The sequence below is a fragment of the Providencia sp. PROV024 genome, from assembly GCF_032709665.1.
Classification (GTDB): domain Bacteria; phylum Pseudomonadota; class Gammaproteobacteria; order Enterobacterales; family Enterobacteriaceae; genus Providencia; species Providencia huashanensis.
Genome location: NZ_CP120545.1, coordinates 24,286 through 42,678, shown reverse-complemented (window position 1 = coordinate 42,678; position 18,393 = coordinate 24,286). Strand labels below are relative to the sequence as shown.

15 protein-coding genes and 3 pseudogenes are annotated in these 18,393 nt (G+C 42.4%); 5 read left to right on the top strand and 13 right to left on the bottom strand.

Features of this window, described 5'->3' with window-relative positions:
• Both P3L56_RS00170 and P3L56_RS00165 read left to right on the top strand, forming a co-directional pair.
• Positions 1-1,527, top strand: coding sequence for a TnsD family Tn7-like transposition protein (locus P3L56_RS00170; RefSeq protein WP_001243518.1), 1,527 nt, complete (start codon positions 1-3; stop codon positions 1,525-1,527).
• Complete coding sequence (locus P3L56_RS00165) at positions 1,528-3,144, top strand: Tn7-like element transposition protein TnsE (protein ID WP_000251879.1); 1,617 nt, start codon at positions 1,528-1,530, stop codon at positions 3,142-3,144.
• 55 nt (positions 3,145-3,199) lie between these two features.
• Here the strand turns inward: P3L56_RS00165 and P3L56_RS00160 are convergent.
• The 8 genes and pseudogenes from P3L56_RS00160 to dfrA1 all read right to left on the bottom strand — a co-directional run.
• A pseudogene (locus P3L56_RS00160) lies at positions 3,200-3,352 on the bottom strand (IS256 family transposase); the annotation flags it as partial.
• 22 nt (positions 3,353-3,374) lie between these two features.
• Positions 3,375-3,752, bottom strand: a complete 378-nt coding sequence (locus tag P3L56_RS00155; protein ID WP_001271300.1) for a hypothetical protein — start codon at positions 3,750-3,752, stop codon at positions 3,375-3,377.
• A 409-nt stretch (positions 3,753-4,161) separates the two neighbouring features.
• The gene (locus P3L56_RS00150) at positions 4,162-4,533 is read right to left on the bottom strand and encodes a hypothetical protein (protein WP_000119696.1); all 372 of its coding nucleotides are present in this window, start codon (positions 4,531-4,533) and stop codon (positions 4,162-4,164) included.
• 60 nt (positions 4,534-4,593) lie between these two features.
• Positions 4,594-5,091, bottom strand: coding sequence for a hypothetical protein (locus P3L56_RS00145; protein ID WP_001444089.1), 498 nt, complete (start codon positions 5,089-5,091; stop codon positions 4,594-4,596).
• A 28-nt stretch (positions 5,092-5,119) separates the two neighbouring features.
• Positions 5,120-5,955 (bottom strand): annotated as a pseudogene (aadA1, locus tag P3L56_RS00140) (ANT(3'')-Ia family aminoglycoside nucleotidyltransferase AadA1).
• 57 nt (positions 5,956-6,012) lie between these two features.
• The gene (sat2, locus tag P3L56_RS00135) at positions 6,013-6,537 is read right to left on the bottom strand and encodes a streptothricin N-acetyltransferase Sat2 (RefSeq protein ID WP_000704156.1); all 525 of its coding nucleotides are present in this window, start codon (positions 6,535-6,537) and stop codon (positions 6,013-6,015) included.
• A 71-nt stretch (positions 6,538-6,608) separates the two neighbouring features.
• Entirely contained in the window at positions 6,609-7,241 is a 633-nt protein-coding gene (locus P3L56_RS00130) for a type B-2 chloramphenicol O-acetyltransferase CatB2 (protein ID WP_012477387.1), read from the bottom strand.
• A 129-nt stretch (positions 7,242-7,370) separates the two neighbouring features.
• Positions 7,371-7,844 carry a trimethoprim-resistant dihydrofolate reductase DfrA1 gene (gene dfrA1, locus P3L56_RS00125; RefSeq protein WP_000777554.1) on the bottom strand — a complete coding sequence of 158 codons (474 nt, stop codon included), beginning with the start codon at positions 7,842-7,844 and terminating at the stop codon, positions 7,371-7,373.
• Between the two features lie 331 nt (positions 7,845-8,175).
• Here dfrA1 and intI2 point away from each other — a divergent pair.
• Positions 8,176-9,153, top strand: a pseudogene (gene intI2 / locus P3L56_RS00120) (class 2 integron integrase IntI2).
• 187 nt (positions 9,154-9,340) lie between these two features.
• Here intI2 and P3L56_RS00115 read toward each other — a convergent pair.
• The 3 genes from P3L56_RS00115 to P3L56_RS00105 form a co-directional block, all read right to left on the bottom strand.
• The gene (locus P3L56_RS00115) at positions 9,341-9,580 is read right to left on the bottom strand and encodes a BrxA family protein (RefSeq protein ID WP_001353740.1); all 240 of its coding nucleotides are present in this window, start codon (positions 9,578-9,580) and stop codon (positions 9,341-9,343) included.
• Between the two features lie 928 nt (positions 9,581-10,508).
• The gene (locus tag P3L56_RS00110) at positions 10,509-11,366 is read right to left on the bottom strand and encodes a hypothetical protein (RefSeq protein WP_166685553.1); all 858 of its coding nucleotides are present in this window, start codon (positions 11,364-11,366) and stop codon (positions 10,509-10,511) included.
• 70 nt (positions 11,367-11,436) lie between these two features.
• Positions 11,437-11,982 carry a TetR/AcrR family transcriptional regulator gene (locus tag P3L56_RS00105; RefSeq protein ID WP_129467263.1) on the bottom strand — a complete coding sequence of 182 codons (546 nt, stop codon included), beginning with the start codon at positions 11,980-11,982 and terminating at the stop codon, positions 11,437-11,439.
• Between the two features lie 94 nt (positions 11,983-12,076).
• Between P3L56_RS00105 and P3L56_RS00100 the strand changes: the two genes are divergently transcribed.
• Positions 12,077-13,564: an MFS transporter gene (locus tag P3L56_RS00100; protein ID WP_042846794.1), complete on the top strand. Its 1,488-nt coding sequence runs from the start codon at positions 12,077-12,079 to the stop codon at positions 13,562-13,564.
• Positions 13,565-13,616: 52 nt separating this feature from the next.
• Here the strand turns inward: P3L56_RS00100 and P3L56_RS00095 are convergent, their stop codons facing one another.
• Entirely contained in the window at positions 13,617-15,026 is a 1,410-nt protein-coding gene (locus P3L56_RS00095) for an MFS transporter (protein ID WP_198861041.1), read from the bottom strand.
• 74 nt (positions 15,027-15,100) lie between these two features.
• Here P3L56_RS00095 and P3L56_RS00090 point away from each other — a divergent pair, with 74 nt between their 5' ends.
• Positions 15,101-15,763: a helix-turn-helix transcriptional regulator gene (locus P3L56_RS00090; RefSeq protein WP_048605648.1), complete on the top strand. Its 663-nt coding sequence runs from the start codon at positions 15,101-15,103 to the stop codon at positions 15,761-15,763.
• A gap of 38 nt (positions 15,764-15,801) precedes the next feature.
• On the opposite strand, the gene P3L56_RS00085 is transcribed toward P3L56_RS00090, so the two are convergent.
• Positions 15,802-18,291 (bottom strand): penicillin G acylase, encoded by a 2,490-nt coding sequence (locus P3L56_RS00085; RefSeq protein WP_233102520.1) that lies wholly within the window; start codon positions 18,289-18,291, stop codon positions 15,802-15,804.
• Between the last annotated feature and the right edge of the window lie 102 nt (positions 18,292-18,393).

Here is an 18,393-nt window from a genome sequence, read left to right as displayed (position 1 = left end):
ATGAGAAACTTTCCTGTTCCGTACTCGAATGAGCTGATTTATAGCACTATTGCACGGGCAGGCGTTTATCAAGGGATTGTTAGTCCTAAGCAGCTGTTGGATGAGGTGTATGGCAACCGCAAGGTGGTCGCTACCTTAGGTCTGCCCTCGCATTTAGGTGTGATAGCAAGACATCTACATCAAACAGGACGTTACGCTGTTCAGCAGCTTATTTATGAGCATACCTTATTCCCTTTATATGCTCCGTTTGTAGGCAAGGAGCGCCGAGACGAAGCTATTCGGTTAATGGAGTACCAAGCGCAAGGTGCGGTGCATTTAATGCTAGGAGTCGCTGCTTCTAGAGTTAAGAGCGATAACCGCTTTAGATACTGCCCTGATTGCGTTGCTCTTCAGCTAAATAGGTATGGGGAAGCCTTTTGGCAACGAGATTGGTATTTGCCCGCTTTGCCATATTGTCCAAAACACGGTGCTTTAGTCTTCTTTGATAGAGCTGTAGATGATCACCGACATCAATTTTGGGCTTTGGGTCATACTGAGCTGCTTTCAGACTACCCCAAAGACTCCCTATCTCAATTAACAGCACTAGCTGCTTATATAGCCCCTCTGTTAGATGCTCCACGAGCGCAAGAGCTTTCCCCAAGCCTTGAGCAGTGGACGCTGTTTTATCAGCGCTTAGCGCAGGATCTAGGGCTAACCAAAAGCAAGCACATTCGTCATGACTTGGTGGCGGAGAGAGTGAGGCAGACTTTTAGTGATGAGGCACTAGAGAAACTGGATTTAAAGTTGGCAGAGAACAAGGACACGTGTTGGCTGAAAAGTATATTCCGTAAGCATAGAAAAGCCTTTAGTTATTTACAGCATAGTATTGTGTGGCAAGCCTTATTGCCAAAACTAACGGTTATAGAAGCGCTACAGCAGGCAAGTGCTCTTACTGAGCACTCTATAACGACAAGACCTGTTAGCCAGTCTGTGCAACCTAACTCTGAAGATTTATCTGTTAAGCATAAAGACTGGCAGCAACTAGTGCATAAATACCAAGGAATTAAGGCGGCAAGACAGTCTTTAGAGGGTGGGGTGCTATACGCTTGGCTTTACCGACATGACAGGGATTGGCTAGTTCACTGGAATCAACAGCATCAACAAGAGCGTCTGGCACCCGCCCCTAGAGTTGATTGGAACCAAAGAGATCGAATTGCTGTACGACAACTATTAAGAATCATAAAGCGTCTAGATAGTAGCCTTGATCACCCAAGAGCGACATCGAGCTGGCTGTTAAAGCAAACTCCTAACGGAACCTCTCTTGCAAAAAATCTACAGAAACTGCCTTTGGTAGCGCTTTGCTTAAAGCGTTACTCAGAGAGTGTGGAAGATTATCAAATTAGACGGATTAGCCAAGCTTTTATTAAGCTTAAACAGGAAGATGTTGAGCTTAGGCGCTGGCGATTATTAAGAAGTGCAACGTTATCTAAAGAGCGGATAACTGAGGAAGCACAAAGATTCTTGGAAATGGTTTATGGGGAAGAGTGAGTGGTTAGGCTAGCTACATTTAATGACAATGTGCAGGTTGTACATATTGGTCATTTATTCCGTAACTCGGGTCATAAGGAGTGGCGTATTTTTGTTTGGTTTAATCCAATGCAAGAACGGAAATGGACTCGATTTACTCATTTGCCTTTATTAAGTCGAGCTAAGGTGGTTAACAGTACAACAAAGCAAATAAATAAGGCGGATCGTGTGATTGAGTTTGAAGCATCGGATCTTCAACGAGCCAAAATAATCGATTTTCCTAATCTCTCGTCCTTTGCTTCCGTACGCAACAAGGATGGAGCGCAGAGTTCATTTATTTACGAAGCTGAAACACCATATAGCAAGACTCGTTATCACATCCCACAGTTAGAGCTAGCTCGGTCATTATTTTTAATTAACTCCTATTTCTGTCGAAGCTGTTTGAGCAGTACCGCTTTACAGCAAGAGTTCGACGTTCAGTATGAGGTTGAGCGAGATCATTTAGAGATAAGGATCTTACCCAGTTCATCGTTTCCTAAAGGGGCGTTAGAGCAGTCGGCCGTAGTGCAGCTTTTGGTTTGGTTGTTTTCGGATCAAGATGTTATGGATTCGTATGAAAGTATTTTTAGGCACTATCAACAAAATAGAGAAATTAAGAACGGCGTTGAAAGCTGGTGCTTTAGCTTTGACCCTCCGCCCATGCAGGGTTGGAAATTACATGTAAAAGGACGTTCTTCTAACGAGGATAAGGATTATTTAGTTGAGGAAATAGTAGGTTTAGAAATCAACGCTATGCTTCCTAGCACAACAGCTATTAGCCATGCCTCTTTTCAGGAAAAGGAGGCAGGTGATGGTAGTACGCAGCACATAGCGGTTTCAACAGAGTCAGTTGTTGATGATGAGCATCTACAGTTGGACGATGAGGAAACAGCCAATATAGACACAGACACACGAGTCATAGAGGCTGAGCCGACATGGATAAGTTTTAGTAGACCTAGTCGAATTGAAAAATCTCGCAGGGCAAGAAAAAGTAGCCAAACTATTTTAGAAAAAGAAGAAGCAACAACAAGTGAAAATAGTAATTTGGTTAGTACTGATGAGCCACACTTAGGTGGTGTCCTAGCAGCGGCAGATGTGGGTGGGAAGCAGGATGCAACCAATTACAACTCTATTTTTGCTAATCGATTTGCTGCTTTTGATGAGCTACTTTCAATTCTAAAAACTAAATTTGCATGTCGGGTGCTTTTTGAAGAAACCTTGGTTTTGCCAAAAGTTGGGCGTAGCCGATTACATCTGTGTAAAGATGGCTCACCAAGAGTGATTAAAGCCGTTGGGGTGCAACGTAATGGCAGTGAATTTGTATTGCTAGAGGTGGATGCATCGGATGGGGTGAAAATGCTTTCTACCAAAGTGTTGAGTGGCGTTGATAGCGAAACATGGCGGAATGATTTTGAAAAGATACGGCGTGGAGTGGTGAAGAGCTCATTGAATTGGCCAAATAGTTTGTTTGATCAATTATATGGACAAGACGGGCATAGAGGGGTGAATCATCCAAAGGGGTTGGGGGAGCTGCAAGTATCGAGAGAGGATATGGAAGGGTGGGCTGAGAGAGTGGTTAGAGAGCAATTTACGCATTAAAGGAATGACTGAAAGAGCCTGTAAACCCTTTTGTGTAAGTGCTTTTGCCGGTCAGTTAAAGGTGGCCATTTAAACGGTCACCAAATTCGATCATAAAACGGTTCATGGCCGGCTTCCAGTTGCGGATCGGCATCGTCCATTTCTTGGTCGCCGCCTGGATAGCCAGGTACACCACCTTCATCGCTGATTCGTCCGTAGGGAACACCTTGAGTTCATATTAATGGAATTTTCTACAAATAGCCTCCGTGGTTTTGAGGGGGGATTACAGACGATCCATAGTAGTAATCCAATGAGTTCTTGAGCGCGGCGACATGTTTGGACGCCTTGGCAAAAATTAGAGCCTGCTTGAAGTGCAGGCGAGCACGTGCTTGGACGATTGATCCATTCGCGGTCAAAAACTCAATCTTGGATGACAGCGTGTCAGGAAATCCAATATCGAAGTCCCGCCCCGTGTCAAAGTAGGGCATTTCATGATCAAAGGACGAAGCTTCCCAGGCCACTTCCCTAATATTCCAGCCGCTAGAAACAAGATTTCGTACGACTTCATCAACTTTTTTGCTTTCCAACTTGTCACAAAGTGCATAGGCAAGAGCTTTGGCGGCAGACACGTGCGTTTCCTCTTAAACATAGGTCGAACGGATACCCGAGGCAAAGCGGAGCATTAGTCCCAAAGCATCTCCGGTAGATCCGGAGGCTCCATACTGAAGGCATGGCATCTTGGGCATTGATATTTGAAACTTCTCTCTAGATAGCAGGGATTTCTTGGCCTTGCCTCATGCTGATAGCTTGTAAATATCACACGATCCTTAGCCCCACAAAGTGAGCATACTCCGTAGCTTTCATTTATAGAAATCGTCGTTAGATTGTCGCAGCATGTGCACGTTCCGACTATTTGCTCAGGAAGCATCGCCATACCTTGGCCTAGGTAAAGAAGATCAGACTCGTAGCCACATCGGTGGCAACTGAGCTTGTACGCAATGCCCATCTGGTTGTCTCACCTGAATCGTAACGTCAGAGCTATTCATCCATCCATTCGGCATCAATGTATGCCACTAAGCCGACCAGCTGACCGTTTGGACTGAAGTATGTTGCCTGCACCCCACTTGACATCTCATCAATACCACCGCACTGCGCTAGGCGCCGGTCCCACTTGCCCACAGAAGCGTCAGGATCGGCTGAGTTCCCCAAGACCCTTGTGAGCCATGCCTCCTTTAACTCAACCTCTCGAATGATTGCGTCGGCCAGCTCCTCCGCGTTATCTAGTTCGACATAGTCTGGAATTCGGACGTACGTTCTGAACACAGCTGGATACTTACTTGGGCGATTGTCATACATGACATCAACAATGTACCCGTTTGTGTAACCGTCTCTTGGAGGTTCGTATGACACTAGTGGTTCCCCTCAGCTTGCGACTAGATGTTGAGGCCTAACATTTTATTAGAGAGCAGGCTAGTTGCTTAGATACATGATCTTCAGGCCGTTATCTGTCAGGGCAAGCGAAAATTGGCCATTTATGACGACCAATGCCCCGCAGAAGCTCCCATCTTTGCCGCCATAGACGCCGCGCCCCCCTTTTGGGGTGTAGAACATCCTTTTGCCAGATGTGGAAAAGAAGTTCGTTGTCCCATTGTTGGCAATGACGTAGTAGCCGGCGAAAGTGCGAGACCCATTTGCGCTATATATAAGCCTACGATTTCCGTTGCGACTATTGTCGTAATTGGATGAACTATTATCGTAGTTGCTCTCAGAGTTGTCGTAATTTGATGGACTATTGTCGTAATTGCTTATGGAGTTGTCGTAGTTGCTTGGAGAAATGTCGTAGTTGGATGGGGAGTAGTCATAGGGAAGACGAGCTTCATCCACTAAAACAATTGGCAGGTCAGCAAGTGCCTGCCCCGATGCCATCGCAAGTACGAGGCTTAGAACCACCTTCAACAGATCGCGCATAGTCTTCCCCAGCTCTCTAACGCTTGAGTTAAGCCGCGCCGCGAAGCGGCGTCGGCTTGAACGAATTGTTAGACATTATTTGCCGACTACCTTGGTGATCTCGCCTTTCACGTAGTGAACAAATTCTTCCAACTGATCTGCGCGCGAGGCCAAGCGATCTTCTTGTCCAAGATAAGCCTGCCTAGCTTCAAGTATGACGGGCTGATACTGGGCCGGCAGGCGCTCCATTGCCCAGTCGGCAGCGACATCCTTCGGCGCGATTTTGCCGGTTACTGCGCTGTACCAAATGCGGGACAACGTAAGCACTACATTTCGCTCATCGCCAGCCCAGTCGGGCGGCGAGTTCCATAGCGTTAAGGTTTCATTTAGCGCCTCAAATAGATCCTGTTCAGGAACCGGATCAAAGAGTTCCTCCGCCGCTGGACCTACCAAGGCAACGCTATGTTCTCTTGCTTTTGTCAGCAAGATAGCCAGATCAATGTCGATCGTGGCTGGCTCGAAGATACCTGCAAGAATGTCATTGCGCTGCCATTCTCCAAATTGCAGTTCGCGCTTAGCTGGATAACGCCACGGAATGATGTCGTCGTGCACAACAATGGTGACTTCTACAGCGCGGAGAATCTCGCTCTCTCCAGGGGAAGCCGAAGTTTCCAAAAGGTCGTTGATCAAAGCTCGCCGCGTTGTTTCATCAAGCCTTACGGTCACCGTAACCAGCAAATCAATATCACTGTGTGGCTTCAGGCCGCCATCCACTGCGGAGCCGTACAAATGTACGGCCAGCAACGTCGGTTCGAGATGGCGCTCGATGACGCCAACTACCTCTGATAGTTGAGTCGATACTTCGGCGATCACCGCTTCCCTCATGATGTTTAACTCCTGAATTAAGCCGCGCCGCGAAGCGGTGTCGGCTTGAATGAATTGTTAGGCGTCATCCTGTGCTCCCGAGAACCAGTACCAGTACATCGCTGTTTCGTTCGAGACTTGAGGTCTAGTTTTATACGTGAACAGGTCAATGCCGCCGAGAGTAAAGCCACATTTTGCGTACAAATTGCAGGCAGGTACATTGTTCGTTTGTGTCTCTAATCGTATGCCAAGGAGCTGTCTGCTTAGTGCCCACTTTTTCGCAAATTCGATGAGACTGTGCGCGACTCCTTTGCCTCGGTGCGTGTGCGACACAACAATGTGTTCGATAGAGGCTAGATCGTTCCATGTTGAGTTGAGTTCAATCTTCCCGACAAGCTCTTGGTCGATGAATGCGCCATAGCAAGCAGAGTCTTCATCAGAGTCATCATCCGAGATGTAATCCTTCCGGTAGGGGCTCACACTTCTGGTAGATAGTTCAAAGCCTTGGTCGGATAGGTGCACATCGAACACTTCACGAACAATGAAATGGTTCTCAGCATCCAATGTTTCCGCCACCTGCTCAGGGATCACCGAAATCTTCATATGACGCCTAACGCCACGCTCACCGGCAAATTAGGAGCGCAGCGAGTAATTTGTCCGTGTGTAGCGTATTGTTAGGCGCTTGTGCCTTGCCAGCGACGATACAGGCTGGCAATGCCAGACGAACAAAGAAAAGGCATTGCTTCCTTGATTTGTTCCAGCGGCCAATCCCACCAAGCCATATCTAAAAGCATAGAAATTTCTTCTTCAGAAAAGCGCTTCCTAATCGACTTTGCAGGGTTTCCCCCCACTATGGTGTAGGGTTCCACGTCTTTGGCAACCAAAGCGCGGCTACCTATCACCGCTCCATGCCCGATCTTGATCCCGGGCATGATCATGGCCTCCGAACCGATCCACACATCACTTCCTATAACTGTGTCGCCAGCCCGCTGGAATGCATCGACTGATTTTGCAAACGCGGGCTCCTCGTTCATGTAGAAGAAAGGGAAAGAAGAGACCCAATCATATCGGTGGCCTTGATTCCCAGCCATAATAAAAGCTGCGCCTGATCCGATGGAGCAGAAGCTGCCGATAATCAGCTGATCAACGTCATCACGGTCTGGTAGAAGGTAGCGAGCACAATCATCAAACGAGTGCCCATGGTAATAGCCGGAATAGTAGCTATACCGCCCTACCTTGATGTTCGGATTCTTCACCTGCTCAGTCAGAAGCTTCCCTTTGAAGGGACTCTCAAAATAATTCGTCATAAAATTTGTACCCGAAAATTCTAGAGCGACTCCACGCGTCGCCTAACGCCTGGCACAGCGGATCGCAAACCTGGCGCGGCTTTTGGCACAAAAGGCGTGACAGGTTTGCGAATCCGTTGCTGCCACTTGTTAACCCTTTTGCCAGATTTGGTAACTATAATTTATGTTAGAGGCGAAGTCTTGGGTAAAAACTGGCCTAAAATTGCTGGGGATTTCAGGAAAGTAAACATCACCTTCCGGCTCGATGTCTATTGTAGATATATGTAGTGTATCTACTTGATCGATCAGGCTTTTGTATATCTCCCCACCACCTGAAACAATGACATGATCCGTTATTTTCTTTAGGTTGGTTAAAGCATCTTTAATTGATGGAAAGATCAATACGTTCTCATTGTCAGATGTAAAACTTGAACGTGTTACGACCGCATACTTTCGGTTGGGTAATGCTCCCATTGATTCAAAAGTCTTGCGTCCAACCAACAGCCATTGGTTATAGGTAATAGCTTTAAACAGGAGCTGTTCACCTTTGGCACTCCATGGAATATCAGGGCCATTCCCGATAACTCCATTCTTCGATATAGCTACCATTAGTGATAGTTTCACAATTCTTCCTCAGAGGTTAACATTTTATTAGTAAGCATGCTCGTTTTGTCACCCGCTGATGCTTACCGTTAATTAATATAATCACTTGTATTAAATAGACTTTCTTTAAAAATACAAGACACTCTGTTATTACAAATCGTGCATGCCGTCTATCCTGCTTGCACGATGCACATTATCTCACCCAAAGAACTCATAACATTTTAATTTATTTAGCATTAAATTAAAACTCTACCGGTAAACAAGCATCTCTAGGCGTAAAAAACAGGCACTTTTTTAAATCCCAGCTAGAATAGGCTGTATAGGCAGACAGTTGCAAGACAAGGAGCGTTTTATGTCTAACAGTCCATTTTTAAATTCTATACGCACGGATATGCGACAAAAAGGTTATGCGCTGAAAACTGAAAAAACTTACCTGCACTGGATTAAGCGTTTTATTCTGTTTCACAAAAAACGTCATCCTCAGACCATGGGCAGTGAAGAGGTCAGGCTGTTTTTATCCAGCTTAGCAAACAGCAGACATGTAGCCATAAACACGCAGAAAATCGCTTTAAATGCCCTAGCTTTTTTGTACAACAGGTTTTTACAACAGCCGTTGGGCGATATTGATTATATCCCTGCAAGCAAGCCTAGACGGCTACCCTCTGTTATCTCTGCAAATGAAGTGCAACGCATTTTGCAGGTTATGGATACTCGCAACCAAGTTATTTTTACGCTGCTGTATGGTGCAGGTTTGCGCATTAATGAATGCTTGCGTTTGCGGGTTAAAGATTTTGATTTTGATAATGGCTGCATCACTGTGCATGACGGTAAGGGTGGGAAAAGCAGAAACAGCCTACTGCCCACGCGCCTAATCCCAGCAATAAAATAACTCATTGAGCAAGCGCGGCTTATTCAGCAAGACGACAACTTACAAGGCGTAGGGCCATCGCTGCCTTTTGCTTTAGATCACAAATACCCTTCTGCTTATCGACAAGCGGCGTGGATGTTTGTCTTTCCCTCCAGCACGCTCTGCAACCACCCGTATAACGGCAAATTATGCCGCCATCATCTGCATGACTCCGTTGCGCGAAAGGCATTGAAGGCAGCCGTACAAAAAGCAGGCATCGTTAGCAAGCGTGTCACTTGTCATACATTTCGTCACTCGTTTGCTACGCATCTATTACAAGCGGGGCGTGATATTCGCACTGTGCAAGAACTCTTAGGGCATAACGATGTTAAGACCACGCAAATCTATACGCATGTGTTGGGTCAGCATTTTGCCGGCACCACCAGTCCTGCGGATGGACTGATGCTACTTATCAATCAGTAAAAGTAGATAAATATCTTTATGTAGCCCTGAGTAGCCCCTGATACTTTTTATGGTGAAAAAGATAAACAATCATAGAGGGGATAAATATGAGCCAGTTCTACCATTGTTCAGATAAGTTTAAGCAAGATACTGTCAATCACAGTGACCATTCATGGTCATTACACTTCCTCCAGTTGCCAGACAATGCCTAACATAAAAACGCAAAAGCCCAAAAGTCAGAGCTTAGGTGTTCTAGGCGTTTTCTAAGCGCTGAAGAAATACGTCTTACCGTAGATTGCGTGCGTTTCTGAAGCACATTTTCCTTATACATGGCTTTATCCCAGGCAGCTTCATCAAGCTCTTGGAGTAACAAGCCAGTAATAATGCGACACTCTCGGGTTTGTAGCGAGCCGCTGGTGAGATCGGAGTTATAGCGGAAAGGGGTCATTTGTAATTATTTGTGGGTGGAGGATAGTTAACTTATTATTGTAGTTGGAAGAGGCTGCTTTCCAAACATTAGCACCTCGTAATGCTTGTTACTGTATATTAATTTATGCTCTTAGCGCATGTTAATGGGCTATTACAATGCATAATGTCCACATCAAGATAACTGTGGCTTAACACCTGTACAAGCGAAAAAAATCAATCACCTGTCCGGAAATACGGGATCACTGTAAAGTGTTGGTGAGGCAGTCTAGGAGGGGGATTTAATTTGGGATACTGATGAAAGGATTATGATCAGTTGGATATAGGATCGTACTAAGCTGAGCGGCAGGTTAGCTAGATTAGTTAACCAGATAAGTGAAATCTAGTTCCAAACTATTTTGTCATTTTTAATTTTCGTATTAGCTTACGACGCTACACCCAGTTCCCATCTATTTTGTCACTCTTCCCTAAATAATCCTTAAAAACTCCATTTCCACCCCTCCCAGTTCCCAACTATTTTGTCCGCCCACAGGGCTCATTATTTAACCGTAATGAGCCTTTTTTTTCAAATTTAAGCAATCTTGAACATATTTGTGTTGATTGTATTCGTATAGAAAATGAAAAAGAAAGGCAAGAAAAAGTTGAATATATTGATAACCTTTTCTTTATAAAAAAAGAAAATGCGTTAAGTATCAATGATCTTTCTTTTGAAAATAGTGTTTTTTTACTTGCACTTATACGGTGTTGTGCTGATGAAAACCTAATGTATTTAGATAGCCTTGATAATCGGAGGTATGAAAAATTAACACCGAATTATAATTTTGATCTGTTAATTATAGAACAGCTTTATACCGTTGGTTTAGTCACTCATTTTCCTGCATCAGGGTCATTTTCCTTGTAAGAAAAATGACCCTGTGTTGTGGAATAGTATCGTTAGTAAGGATGTTATTTCACTTTCCTTTCAATTTTGGTAAAAGATCTTCTATTTCAGAATAATAAAAAGGCTTTTCATTATTCGTTTTAAGTGGGTTTATAGTAAATATATCCTTATAAATTTCATGTATTGTTAGGGTTCCTAATGAGGGATATTTTTTTAACCCAGTAGCTTGTGCTACAAAGTCGACATCAATAACATATTTTTTTCCATTATTATCTATTTTAACATTTCCTTCAGAACCATAATCAAATAAAATACGCCCTTTCTCTTTTACAAAGTCAAATGCATTTTTTCCAGTTATAGACTTACCATCGACATATTTGGTAATTAGTACTTGTTTACCATTTTTTAATGTGATTCCTCGAGAAAAATCATTATCCCTATTTATTTCATTTAATACATTTGAACAGCGAGAGTACTCGGTGTTTTTATTACTTTTCTGTATATTGTCATCATTGGGTATTTTGATAACAAAGTTACCTATCCTATAGGCGGCTCCATATACCCCTTTTCCGATGAGATCGCCGGAACATAGGACTATAGTATGATCATTATTCCCTGTTGGAATGAATGTTTTTCGGTGGTTTTTAATTAAATTAATATATTGTGAGGGTAGTATTTTATTTTGTGATTGAGTGTAAATTACATTTTTCTCCCTAATTATTTCAGAAAATAAATCTATATTATCTATACTTTCTATGTTTTTTTTATCGCTTTTTATTTTGTTTGATATAATTTCTTTTTTATAATTTAGTTCTATGTTTTTGTTTGCTATATTTACTATCTTGTTTTTTAGTGTGACCTTGTTGGAAATGTTATATATTTTATTTGGGTTATGTTTATAATCAACATTGATAATAATTGGTCTCATAATAATCTCCATTTAAATATGTTGTATAATGATATTAAAATTAAGAGATTATTTATTTTAAAAAAGGATGTTATGAGTCGTTTTTCAATAAGTTAATCATATCACTAAATATAGATTGCCATTCATTATCATCGATTTCCATTAATCCCATATAGCGCAGCATAAAAGCGCCTTCAGTTGCTAGAAAAATAATTCTTGCCTGTTTGCCTTTTTCTGTGGATGTATTCAGGTTTTCAATACGTTCACGATACCAAATACGTGTACTTTTAAGGTATTCCGGCGTTTGTAATAATGACGCCATTAAGGCCGCACCTTTGGCCATTGAGACTTTATCGTGCTCATGGGTTGCTTGTAGATGGGCTAAAATTTTCCTTTCTGGGCTATTATCTTGCTCAATAACTCGGTTGAATACTTCATCATAGGATCGGCCCCAACGTTCAAACATCGCATCGATAAGGGCCTCTTTATTGCCAAAGCAGTACTGAACTCCACCTTTAGAGATCCCCATTGCTTTTGCAACAGCATCAATAGTCAGGGCTGCGGCCCCTTGTGTAATGACGATTTCTTCAGCGGTATCCAGCACCTTATCGCGATCAATCGTTCGTTGACGTCCCATTTAGAAAAACCTCTTTTCAATACATACGTATGGATTTATATTATAGCACGATCATCAATAAAGCGTGATCAACTAAACTCATTGAGAGAATTTTATGTTAGCCGATTATAAACGCTGGATAGTACTTCTGTTAGTATCAAGTGTGTTATTTCTTATAGTTATTGATGTTACTGTGCTTTATACCGCACTGCCCAAGTTGACTCATGATTTAGGTGCGACCGCATCTGAAAAACTATGGATTATGAATGCTTACCCATTAGTGGTTGCAGGTTTATTGCCTGCTGCGGGAATGTTAAGCGATAAAGTGGGTCATAAGCAGATGTTTTTATTGGGGCTACCATTATTTGGCATAGCGTCATTATGTGCGGCTTTTTCGCCAACGGCGATGAGTTTAATTTTATCTCGAGGCTTCCTCGCGGTTGGTGCTGCTGTAAGTATGCCAGCGACATTAGCGATTGTTAGGAATGTTTTTTTGAACCCAAAAGAAAGGGCGCTCGCAATCGGTATTTGGTCTGCTGTGGCATCAGGTGGTGCCGCTATTGGCCCTTTAATTGGCGGTATCTTACTTAACCATTTTTGGTGGGGTTCTGTTTTTTTAATTAATGTTCCTGTTGTGTTATTAGTTTTACCATTTGCTTATTGTTTGGTTCCTAAATGCGGTGGAAATAACAACAAAAAAATCGATGTACTGGGGGCTATTTTAGTTTTGATCGGGCTTATCAGTTCTATTTATACATTAAAAGAAATAGGTAAAGCTTATACAGATTGGACTGCTGTAATGGCTTCTGGGGTTATTGGTGTGGTCTTTTTGGCGGTCTTTAGGCATCGGCAAATCACATCGGAATCGCCAATGATTGATTTTGCCTTATTGAGAAATCCTAAATTTAGTGCTGGTATCTTGATGGCAATTATATCCCTTGTGGTTATTGTTGGGGTCGAACTGCTGCTTAGTCAGCGGTTACAGTTGGTACTAGGTTATACGCCATTTGACGCGGCGCTTTATATCATGCCTATTCCTATTGCCTCGTTGATCTCAGCCCCTTTAGCAGGGGTGTATTTGCATAAGTTAGGTGAAACAAAATTAGCTGTTTTAGGGTTTACATGTACCTTAATTGGTGTTGTTGGTTTAGCGTGGGTATTTAAAACATCAACAGGTTTATTATTACTTTCATTCTTATTTTTGATTGGCTTTGGGCTAGGGGCTATTTTTACTACGGCTTCTACAACGGTAATGTTAAGTGCATCCGAAGAAAAAGCAGGTATGGCAGCTTCTCTTGAAGAGGTTGCTTATGAAATTGGTAGTGTACTTGGCGTGACTTTTATGGGGGGGTTGATGAGTGCTGTTTATACGTTAAAGCTATCCCTTCCAGATGATTTAGCGGTCAGTAATAAGGTCTATGATAGCATTGATGAAGCGTTGCTGGTTTCTGAAAAGCTACCATTAGACAGTGCTAACAGATTAATTAATCAGGCTAATATTGCTTTTGATCATGCCTTTTTAGTGGTCATGATAGCGACGATTGTTGTCTTGCTTGTTAGCATATTGGCTCTACCGTACTTTATGCGTACTAAAAAACACTGAATTGATTAATTAAAAATGGGAGCTAGGTTGCTCCCATTTTAGTTGGATTTAATTATTTCACTTTACGGATCATGATGATAGCCATCAACGGGCTAAGGGAAAATAACGCAAATAGCCAGATAGATGCCTGTTGTGCCCCCAACATTCCGCCGGGGCTGATTAGCCCACTATTGTTAACAACGACACCAACAAGAGCTGCTGATAAGGCCGTGGCATATAGCTGAATAGTAATTATTGAAGAAGATGCAAGGTTTTCTTCCCCTTTTGGCGCATTATTAAATACACGTAGAACGAGGTGAGGCCAACAAATGCCAATACCTAGCCCAACGCCTGCCATAGCAATTAAGTAAATAATAAATAAAGGTAAAGATTCGGTCAGTTTCTGGTTATGCGTCAATACTGTTAGAACAATCAGAGATATAAATATGATGACCGGCCCGACTCTTATAATCTGAATGACTACCTTACCTGTTTTATTTGCACTAAATAGTGCCCCTATTGTCCAGCCAGCAGCCATGATCGCAGTTAAGTACCCTGCATATAATGGTGAAAAGTGATGAATGGTTTGAAGAAAATAAGGTACATAAATTTCTGTTGTCATGCCACCAACAAGTAAGCACATAGTTAAAAAAATCACACCAAGCTGATTTTTTAACGAATAGGAGCCGGTTGGTAATAAACGTTTTCCGTTTTTCCCATCTAACAACACAATAATAATAAGTGTGGCGAGGCCAATGAATAAGCCAATCAGGTTTACTAGTAATTTTTCCGATAAGCTACCAATTGAAATAGCAAGAACTGAGATAACAAGTAATGATATTGCTAAGAAAGGAATTTTAGCCGTTTGAGGTGGCTGGTTTTGCCTTTTTGGTAGTTGTCCGATGACAATTAAGGATAAAAAAACGGCTACAGGGAGTAGGGCCCAAAATGCCCAGCGCCAATGACCACCCTCTGCAAAAATACCACCAATGGCTGGGCCACATAAGGTCGCTATTCCCCACATACCAGAAACGACGCCCATCGCCCGTGACCATAAATTTTCTGTGAAAACAATTCGGATCAAAGCATAACTTAGTGCGAATAAAATCCCCCCACCAAGCCCTTGTAGCGCTCTCCCTCCAAGTAATATCAACATAGATGGGGAAGCCGCACACCAGATAGACCCAAGGGAAAATAATATTAATGCTATTAAATAGGCAAATTTAGGCCCAAAGCTATCTAAAATTTTGCTGGAAAGCGCTGAACCGACAATTGAAGTTGCCACAAACAACGTGGTATTCCATGCATAATATTCAAGACCACCAATATCGTTAACCACACTGGGTAATATGGTTGTTACGATATAAATATTAATAGCGTGTAAGGCAACGCCTCCAGTGAGCGCTATTGTGAGTAATGCATTGGAACCACTGAGTAAATCAGCCCATTTACCCTGTGCTGTTGTTGGTGTTTTATTGCTCATAGAGAGACCCGCTAGACGGAATAGTCAGAAAAGAGGTATTATCCAAGTAATGTATTGGATAATAGAGTCGTATAATGATTAAAGCAAGTAATTACTTTGATAATTTAAATCTCACTCAAGCCGTAGATAAAGTCCTTTTTTGTATTAAAACGAAAGGGCCAATATCTACAGCAGTAATCGCTAAAGATTTAAATCTGACGGGGGAGGCTGCACGGCAACACCTTCAAAAGTTAGTTACTTTAGGGTTAGTGGAAGGTGCTCAGTGTATGTCACAAACCGGAGCGGGAAGGCCTCGGCAAAATTGGGTTCTCACTGAATTAGGGCACCAGCGTTTTCCTGATACCCATGCGCAATTAGCTCTGCAATTAATTGATTCTGTTCGTACTATTTTTGGTGATGAGGGTTTAGAGCGCCTGATAAGCCAAAGAGAAGAGGAAAGCCGAGATAAATATTTTGCACGTTGTAAAGGTTTGGCATTGCCGGAACGTTTAGCAGCATTAGCAGAAGTCCGGAGCGAGGAAGGCTATATGGCGAAAGTTGAGCAAGATAATGACAGTTGGTTATTTATTGAAAATCATTGCCCAATTTGTGCTGCCGCGACGGTTTGCCAAAACTTTTGCCGTTCGGAATTAACTTTATTTAGCGAGGTAGTCGGTGACGAGGGGAGTGTTGTGCGTGAGCAATACTTGCTAAATGGTGCGGCACGTTGTGTATATCGAGTCACAGTTAAAAACTAAATACCAAGAAGTCTTGGTATTTAGTTATCAAAATAAGCTTATTGATAAACAGTGAGTGTTTCCGTTGATTCTATATGTGGCGCCAGTTCTTGTTTATCTAACCATAATGGTTTTTTACCGAACTGGTTGTACAGTGAAAGCTGGTCTTGGTAATGGGGTGAGCGTTTGCCTTGGGGCGAAATAAAACCACTTTGACCAGGAGCAACAACATCCCACGCTTGAACACCATTTTCAGTAAATACCACAAGGTCATTTTCTGTACCTCTATTATGGTATTCATTTTGATGGAAATTTTCTTTTGCTAGAGCCTGTGGAACCCCAAAGAAATTATTTTCACGGAAAGTTAATGCAGTAGCATTGGTTTGCCAGTTTGCAGGGTCGTCGCCGTATTTATCTTTCATTTTTTGGTAGGTGGTATCCAGTGCTTTTCGGATGATAGTATTCTTGGATTGACCTGAAAAAATATCCACTGTTTGAGGAATAGCGGAGTCATTACCCAGTAGTGATTCATAAAGTAACTTGGCACCCGTGCTAATATTTAATGACCCTGTAGGCCCTTCTTGTGTGGTTTCATAGCCACTTGCAAGATACCATTTATCAAATGGGGCTGGGATCGTTTGGCCTAATGTAGCTTTGAGCATTTCTTTTAACCAAATATCAAGGATGGCTGAACCTGGGTGAATATAGTGTTTACCATCACTGGATAATTGGTTTATACCATCCCATTGTTTGAGTATTGAGACTAATTTGGCTGCGTTATCACTAGCTGGTAAGGCTTCAGTAGCTTGGCTTAAATAAGGCATAAATAAACGCCGGTTGAGGTCAACACGGCTAGTCTGTTGTAAAATATTCCACATATCATCTGATGTTAATTTATCATAAGAATCTATGAGGTTATCTATCTCTGTCACTCTATCCGCACTGCCCCAGAGAAAAGCAAAAAGGTCGCTCGCAGGGTAATTTTTTGCGGGGGAATTATTCCAGTTAGCGATATAACCTGATTTAGGGTTATACACTTTAGGGTTGTTTTCGAAGGGTTGCATACCTTTCCAATCCCAATCACCTGTTCCTGGAACAGGTAAACGCGGATCATGGTTAGCTTGGCGATCTGGGTAATGACCGGTGTGAACATAGCCGATGTTTCCGTCTTTATCGGCGTAGTACCAGTTAATTGTGAGGGCTTGGTCCTTTGCTTGGTTTAGCCATTGCTGCCAATTTTGTGCTTGCCCTTGTTTAACCCATGCCATTAATGATGATACTTCTTTCCCATCCCACGCGCGAGATTTACTGTAAGCGGTGTGAGTAGAGTCGTCGCGCTTAATAATATTGCCATGAACTGTACGGTAAACAGCAAAGGTAACCGGTTTTTCGCCTTTTACGTTGATTGTTTCTTGGCGTGTTAGCATTTTTTTCCATTGGCCTTGATGTAAATAATTATTGGGGTTTTCAGGTGAAACTTCTTCAGCAAAGATATCAACACCATCGCCAAACCCTGCCGTTGACCCCCAAGAAATATGGCCATTATGACCGAATAAAATAGCTGGGTAGGCAAAAGGAGTATTTCCAACAATGTTAAACCCTGCACCATGCAAACCAATACCATAGGTATATGCGGGGTTAAACCAACCGAACTGAGGGCCGTTGAGTAAAATAGCGTTTGCGCCAGAAGCTTTATTTTTCCCCACTAACCAAATATTGCTGGTGGTGGGGTAGCCCGCAATCCCATTAGCTCCACCTTGTTCGTACTGTTGGGAAATTAACGCATTGTTTTGTTTAGGGGAAAGAGCAATAAGTTTACCTGAGTTATTTTTAGCGGGTCGATCAAACATGGGAGCCGTTAAACGGTAATCATTAATTTGATTCAATTGTGTTGTTATTTTGTTATTTTTTGAATCTGAATAGGTAAATTCTTGCGGTGAGATGGTTGTTGGTGCATTGGGGTTATTAAGCCAATTAATTTGGTTAAAGACTTTTACTCCCATTTGTTCACCATACTTATCTTTCAGTGCAGTAAGTAATGCAAGGTTATCAATTTCACTGTTCATATCAGAAAAACGATTTGCCATTGTACCAACCATGATCATGGCAACATCAAAGCTATCCCATTGTGAAGGTAAAAAACCATAATCGATAAACTGCTTAGGCATTAATTCATTTGGTTTTTCATTAACTTGTTTTATCCATGCATTCATTCCATCAGCATAACCTTTTAGAATATCTTTCTGTTCTGTCGGTAAATGAGTTATTTGTTGATGAATAGAATCTGGCCAATAGTTAGTTCTAATATCTTTGTCAAAAGCGATGTAATCTTTACCTAACACTTCTGAAACCGTGCCCTGTGTGCTGCGTTTCGCCATTTCCATTTGGAACAGCCTGTCTTGTGCGACAGCATAACCATACCCATAAAAAAGGCTATAAGTATCATCGGCATAAATATGAGGAACACCATAGCTGTCTCGTTCAATTTTCACTTGTGTAGTGTGTGCGGCAAGTGAGGTGAATGACAAGGTGGTTAACCCGAAAACCATTGCGATAGGTATGACTTTTTTTTTCATCGGTTGTGTCTCCATTGTCGTTATTGTTTTTTGAGACTAGCATTATTACATTGTTAATTATTGGTTAATTTTAAG